At 70.7% G+C, this 6,767-nt stretch carries 5 protein-coding genes; 4 read left to right on the plus strand and 1 reads right to left on the minus strand.

Features of this window, described 5'->3' with window-relative positions; genetic code table 11:
• Positions 1 to 202 precede the first annotated feature (202 nt).
• Positions 203 to 940 (plus strand): Tellurium resistance, encoded by a 738-nt coding sequence (locus AB0D57_RS37600; RefSeq protein ID WP_362084050.1) that lies wholly within the window; start codon positions 203 to 205, stop codon positions 938 to 940.
• Between the two features lie 57 nt (positions 941 to 997).
• Here the strand turns inward: AB0D57_RS37600 and AB0D57_RS37605 are convergent, their stop codons facing one another.
• A complete protein-coding gene (locus tag AB0D57_RS37605; protein WP_362084053.1) occupies positions 998 to 1,927 on the minus strand; it encodes a TerD family protein in 930 nt (309 codons plus the stop codon).
• A gap of 188 nt (positions 1,928 to 2,115) precedes the next feature.
• Between AB0D57_RS37605 and AB0D57_RS37610 the strand changes: the two genes are divergently transcribed.
• From AB0D57_RS37610 to AB0D57_RS37620, 3 genes are all read left to right on the plus strand, one after another.
• Positions 2,116 to 3,279 carry an HpcH/HpaI aldolase/citrate lyase family protein gene (locus tag AB0D57_RS37610; protein WP_362084056.1) on the plus strand — a complete coding sequence of 388 codons (1,164 nt, stop codon included), beginning with the start codon at positions 2,116 to 2,118 and terminating at the stop codon, positions 3,277 to 3,279.
• Positions 3,280 to 3,362: 83 nt separating this feature from the next.
• The gene (locus AB0D57_RS37615) at positions 3,363 to 5,810 is read left to right on the plus strand and encodes a phosphoribosyltransferase (RefSeq protein WP_362084059.1); all 2,448 of its coding nucleotides are present in this window, start codon (positions 3,363 to 3,365) and stop codon (positions 5,808 to 5,810) included.
• The gene (locus AB0D57_RS37620; RefSeq protein WP_362084062.1) at positions 5,810 to 6,637 is read left to right on the plus strand and encodes an HAD family hydrolase; all 828 of its coding nucleotides are present in this window, start codon (positions 5,810 to 5,812) and stop codon (positions 6,635 to 6,637) included. The genes AB0D57_RS37615 and AB0D57_RS37620 overlap by 1 nt, the downstream gene beginning before the upstream one ends.
• The last annotated feature ends 130 nt before the right edge of the window (positions 6,638 to 6,767 follow it).

Genomic DNA, 6,767 nt, shown 5'->3' on the forward strand with positions numbered 1-6,767 from the left:
CGACAGCCCGATCGTGCTCGGCCCTTCGGGCCTCCGCGCGCTCGGCCTCTCGACACCGGCGCGCCCCTTCGGCTCACTCGCCGGGGTGTGAAACGGGATTGGTTGAGGAACGCTCTGAGCGGGGCGGCTGTCTGGGACGAGTCCTGACGGTCGCCCTGTCGCATAGTGAGGGGACGGGGCACGTGGGAACGTGGGGGCGGGAATGAGTTTCTGGGGCGATCTGTGGCGCGGGCGCTCGGCGGACTTCGACTCCGGCAGCGCGGCCACCAACTCCATAGAACTGACCAAGCGGAACCACACGGTCTCGCTCAACAAGCAGGGCGCGGAAACCGGCAATCTGCGCATCAACCTGTCCTGGCGGATGCGTACCTCCGACATCGGCGGCCAGAAGCGCGGCAGCCTGCTACGCAACCCCCTGAGGACCTTCAAGCCCGAAATGGTCCAGGCGCACACCCAGAGCATGGTGAACGTCGACCTCGACCTCGGCGTCCTGTACGAGCTCACGGACGGCACCAAGGGCGTGGTCCAGCCCCTGGGCAGCTTCTTCGGCGAACTCAACGGCGCGCCGTATGTGAAGCTCAGCGGAGACGACCGCTTCGGCTCGGCGTCGGGTGAGACGATCTACGTCAACCTCGACCACCGCGACAACATCAAACGACTCCTGGTCTTCGTCTACATCTACGACCAGACCCCGGCCTTCGACCGTACGCAGGCCATCGTCACGCTCTTCCCGAGCAACGGCCCGCGGATCGAGATCGGCCTCGACGAACGCCATCCGCAGGCCCGGTCCTGTGCCGTCGTGATGCTCGAGAACCAGAAGGGCGATCTGATCGTGCGGCGCGAGGTGAAGTTCGTGTACGGCTTCCAGGCCGAACTCGACCGCCTCTACGGCTGGGGGCTTCAGTGGGGGCGGGGGTACAAGTCGAAGGTGGACCGTTGACGGGTTTGACGGTTCGCCTGCCCGGGGCCCCTTTCGGGCGCGTCCGCCGGACAGGCCCTACCGCCCGATGAACTGTGGCCCTTGCGGCGGCAGCTTGAAGTCCGGGTCCGGGAGTGTGTTCATCGGCTGGGGGAAACCGTAGGCGGGCTGCGCGGGGGCTGCGGTCTGGGGCTGGGGCTGGGGGTAGCCGTAGGCCGACTGGCCGGTCGGCTGGGGATAGCCATACGCCGGCTGGGTCGTGGCCGCGGGTGCCGTCTGCGGCTGCGGATAGCCGTACCCGGGCTGCTGGGGGACCGGGGCGGGCTGCTGCTCGGGCGGCAGCGGTACCGAGGTCTCGGGTGACCCGGCGGGGGCCGCCCAGGTCGAGGCGTCGGGCACGGATCCGGGTGTGGGCCCGGGCACGGATCCGGGTACCGACCCGGTCACGGGCGCGGCGTCCGGATCCGACTCGTCCACCGTGATCCCGAAGTCGGAGGCGAGCCCCTCCAGGCCGTTCGGATAGCCCTCGCCGAGCGCCCGGAACTTCCAGCCCTGGCCACGCCGGTACAGCTCCCCGCAGATCAGCGCCGTCTCCGCACCGGTCTCCGGCTTGACGTCGAAGTAGGCCAGCGGTTCGCCGTCCGCGGCGGACGCGTCGTACAGCAGGATGCGCAGGCTGCGTACGTGGTCGAAGGCGACGCCCTCCGCCGATGCGACCAGCAGAATCTGTCCGACGCCGGACTCGACACCGGCCAGATCTGTCTGGATCGTGTCGGTCAGGCCTTCGGTGACGCGTTTCTTGCCGAGCCGCCAGACCTTGCCCGAGGGATGGCGTGGCTGGTTGTAGAAGACGAAGTCCTCGTCGGATCGCACACGGCCGTCGGGACCGAGGAGCAGCGCCGAGGCATCGACATCGGGAACACCCTGCCCGGGTGTCCAGCGCAGTACGGCGCGTACCGCTGCAACGTCCAGCGGGACGTTCGACCCCTTCAGCATCGCGTGCGTCATGCGGTCATCCTGCCCTCTCGGTCCTGGTCACGACAACGTGGGGGTGAGGAATCCGGGTCAAGAGGGAAGACAACCGACACGGCCGAGTTACCTGAACTTCATGCCCGATGGGAACCCCTGACATGGAACCATACGTACTATTACCGGCCACATCACGTAGGGCCGCCTAGCCGTCACGGGGGAGTTTCATGCGTCACTTCGGGCATATCGCCCCTGAAGAGCGACGGCGGCTGTTCTATCGAGAGCCGAGCGTCTTCACCGCCGATTCCCCGGCCCGTGTGCTCGCGGCGGCTCTCGGGGCCACTTTGTACAGCCCGGCGACGAGGCCGCGGCTGGCCGACGACGTCGTCAAGCAGGCCGGGCGCGGCGTGGTCTCCATGGTGCTGTGCCTGGAGGATTCGATCGACGACGCCGAGGTCGTGGGCGCCGAGGAGAACCTGGTCAGGCAGTTCGCCGACCTCGCCGGACGGTCCGGGGCCGAGCTTCCGCTGCTGTTCGTGCGGGTCCGCGAGCCCGCGCAGATCCCGGACCTCGTGCGGCGGCTCGGCCCTACCGTGAGGCTGCTGTCCGGATTCGTACTGCCGAAGTTCACCGAGGAGCGGGGCGTCCCGTTCATGGAGGCGCTCGGCGCGGCCGAGTCCGCGAGCGGGCGGCGCCTGTTCGCCATGCCGGTCCTCGAGTCGCCCGGCCTGCTGTATCTGGAGACCCGCCGGGAGACCCTGGAGGGGATCTCCCGCACGGTCGACAAGTACCGCGACCGGGTCCTCGCGCTGCGCCTCGGCGTCACCGACTTCTGCTCGGCGTACGGGCTGCGCAGAGCGCCCGACATGACCGCGTACGACGTGCAGATCGTCGCCTCCGTGATCGCCGACGTGGTGAACATGCTGGGGCGGGCGGACGGCACCGGATTCACGGTGACCGGGCCGGTGTGGGAGTACTTCCGGGTCCAGGAGCGCATGTTCAAGCCGCAGCTGCGCCGCAGCCCCTTCACCCCGGAGGCGGAGGACCTGCGCAACGCGCTGATAGAACACGACCTGGACGGGCTGCTGCGCGAGATCGCCCTCGACCGGGCCAACGGACTGCTCGGCAAGACCTGCATCCACCCCTCGCACGTTCCGGCCGTGCACGCGCTGTCCGTCGTCACCCATGAGGAGTACAGCGACGCGCAGGACATCCTGCGGCCCGAGCGCGGCGGTGGCGGCGTGCTGAGGTCGGCGTACACGAACAAGATGAACGAGGTGAAGCCGCATCGCGCCTGGGCCGAGCGCACCCTCCAGCGCGCCGAGGTTTTCGGTGTCGCCAACGAGGACATCGGCTTCGTGGAACTCCTCGCCGCCGGGCCGCCTACCTGAACCGGCCCGACCGAGCGACCAGGCCCGACCGACCGATCAGGCCCGACCAGCGATCAACAAGGAATCCGATCAACAAGGAATCGATGAGCAACGTGGTGTGGACGGGAACCTGGGTCGCCGAGCGGCTCGGGGTCGAACTCGTCGGTGACGAGAAGCTGAGCGACCTGCTGGGGCTCGCGCTGCGGCGCAACCCCCGGCGGGCGCATCTGCTGGTGTCGAACGTGCTGGGCAAGCATGTCCCGCAGTCACCGTCCGTGGTGTACGGGTACGGGTTCGCGCTCGGCCGGCGGGTGCGCGAGCTGCTCGGCACGCAGAGCGCCCGCGCGGCCGTCGTCCTCGGGTACGCCGAGACGGCCACCGGCCTCGGCCACTCCGTCGCCGACGGCGTGGGCCTCGCCCCCTACCTCCACTCGACCCGCCGCCCCGTCGCGGGCGTCGCCACGGCGGGCGGCTTCGAGGAGTCGCACTCGCACGCCACGTCGCATCTGCTCCTCCCGGAGGACCCCGGCCTGCTCTCGGGCCCCGGCCCGCTGGTCCTCGTCGACGACGAGTTCTCCACCGGCAACACGGTCCTGAACACGATCCGCGAACTCCACGCCCGCTACCCGCGCGAGCGGTACGTGATCGTGGCACTCGTCGACATGCGCTCGGCCGCCGACCTGGGGCGGCTGGAGGACTTCGCCCAGGAGATCGGCGCACGGGTCGACCTCGTCACAGCCGCCTCGGGGACGGTGCGGCTCCCGGAGGGCGTACTGGAGAAGGGTCAGGCCCTGGTCGCGCGGTACGCGTCCACCAACGGGCAGGAGCAGGTGGCCGGCTCCGGGGCGCGGGGTCCCGATGCGGTCCGTGTCGAGCTGGGGTGGCCGCGTGGTGTCCCGGACGGGGGCCGGCACGGGTTCACGCCCGGGCATCGAATACGCCTGGACGGCGCCCTGCCGGCGATGGCCGCGCGGATCGCCGACGCGTTGCCGGACAGCGCCCGGCGGGTGCTGGTGCTCGGCTTCGAGGAGCTGATGTACGCCCCGCTGCGGCTGGCACGGGAGCTGGAGCAGGTCGTGGCCGCCGACGTGCGGTACTCCACGACCACCCGCTCGCCCGTCCTCGCCCTCGACGACCCCGGCTACGCGATCCGCACCCGCCTCGTCTTCCCGGCCCACGACGACCCGGACGACGGCCCCGGCGAGCGCTACGCCTACAACGTCGCGGGCGCCGGCTTCGACGCCGTGGTCGCCGTCGTCGACTCCACCGCCGACACCCCCGCGCTGCACGCCCCCGACGGCCTGCTGGCCCAGCTCGCGGCCCACAGCCCGAGCGTCCTGCTCGCCGTCGTCCCGTCGTACGTCCCCGCGCGGCCGTCCACCGAAAGGCCCTCCATGCTGCCTGAGCCCCTCCGTGGCCCAGCCTTCTCCTCGTACCCGCCGGACGAGGTCGGCTGGCTGCTCCAGGACCTCTCGGACGTGACCCTGGAGGCGCCGACCGAGGAGCGCGAGGAGGCGATCCAGAGCGGTGGCGCGCACTACGCGGAATCGCTGCCGATGGAGTACCAGCCGAGCGCCCAGTACCAGGAGCTGTTCCACGCGGCCCTGGGCACCTCGGCGGCCCGTATCGCCCAAGCCGTCGGCGCCGTCACCGAGCTGGTGCTCGCCGAGCGCTCCCCACGGCCCGTACTCGTGTCGCTGGCCCGTGCGGGCACCCCCGTCGGCGTCCTGATGCGCCGCTGGGCCCAGCACCGGCACGGTCTCGACCTGCCGCACTACGCCGTCTCCATCGTGCGTGGCCGCGGCATCGACGCCAACGCGCTGCGCTGGCTCGCCGCCCACCACGACCCGGCCGATGTCGTGTTCGTCGACGGCTGGACCGGCAAGGGCGCGATCACCCGGGAACTCGTCCAGGCCGTCGAGGAGTTCGAGACCCTCGAGGGTGTCACCGGTTTCGACCCGGAGATCGCGGTCCTCGCCGACCCGGGCTCGTGCGTGCGGACGTACGGCACCCGTGAGGACTTCCTCATCCCCTCCGCCTGCCTCAACTCGACGGTCTCGGGGCTGATCTCGCGTACGGTGCTGCGTTCCGACCTGGTGGGCGAGCACGACTTCCACGGCGCGAAGTTCTACCGTGAACTCGCGGGATCCGATGTCTCCGTCGACTTCCTGGACACCGTGGCCGCCCACTTCGCCGACGTCGCCGACGCGGCCTGCGCCCAGGCCAAGGAACTCCTCGCCGCCGACCGCACCCCCACCTGGGAGGGCTGGGCGGCGGTCGAGCGGATCAGCGAGGAGTACGAGATCCACGACGTGAACCTCGTCAAGCCGGGCGTCGGCGAGACCACCCGGGTGCTGCTGCGCCGCGTGCCCTGGAAGATCCTGGCCCGCGCCGGAGCGGGCGCCGACCTCGACCACGTACGTCTGCTCGCCGAGCAGCGCGGGGTGCCCGTCGAGGAGGTCGCCGAACTCCCTTACACCTGCGTGGGGTTGATCCACCCGAAGTACACGCGTGGTGCGACCGGTGCCGACGGCAAGGCGGTGACGGTCTGATGTCCACGCCCAGGACGCTCGTCGCCAGCGACCTCGACCGTACGCTGATCTACTCCGCCGCCGCCCTCGCCCTGACCATGCCGGACGCGCGGGCGCCCCGGCTGCTCTGCGTCGAGGTGCACGAGAGCCGGCCGCTGTCGTACCTGACCGAGACGGCCGCCGCGCTGCTCTGTGAGCTCGGTGACGTGGCTGACTTCGTGCCCACCACGACCCGTACCCGCAAGCAGTACCAGCGCATCAACCTGCCGGGGCCCGCCCCGAAGTACGCGATCTGCGCCAACGGCGGGCACCTGCTCGTCGACGGGGTCTCCGACCCCGAGTGGCACGCGCGCGTGACGGCGCGGCTGGCCACGGAGTGCGCGCCGCTGGAGGAGGTACGGGAGTATCTGGAGGCCACCGCCGACCCGGCCTGGGTGCGTAAGCACCGGGTTGCCGAGGACCTGTTCGTGTATCTCGTCGTCGAGCGCGAACTGCTCTCCGAGGAGTGGGTGAAGGAACTCGCGGTCTGGGCCGAGAACCGCGGCTGGACCGTGTCCCTCCAGGGTCGCAAGATCTACGCCGTGCCGAAGCCGCTCACCAAGAGCGCGGCCATGCGGGAGGTCGCCCGCCGCACCGGGGCGACCCTGACCCTCGCCGCCGGTGACTCCCTCCTCGACGCCGACCTCCTGCTCGCCGCCGACCGCGGCTGGCGTCCCGGCCACGGCGAACTCGCGGACACCGACTGGACGGCACCGACGATCACCGCGCTGCCCGAGCGGGGCGTCGCGGCGGGGGAGCGCATCCTGCGCGAGTTCCTCCACACCTGCGGCCGCCCGCCCCAGACCTAGGGCCTGTCGTTTGGATCACGCCGGTGAGCGGGGTCTGGCACGCGCGTCTGCGGCGTTGTCGTCGGTTGCCGATGCTCCGCATCGACGCCCTCCTCCGCCTTGCAGCCGCACGCACCAGACCCCGCTCACC

It is taken from the genome of Streptomyces sp. NPDC048275 (genome assembly GCF_040652275.1).
GTDB lineage: Bacteria > Actinomycetota > Actinomycetes > Streptomycetales > Streptomycetaceae > Streptomyces.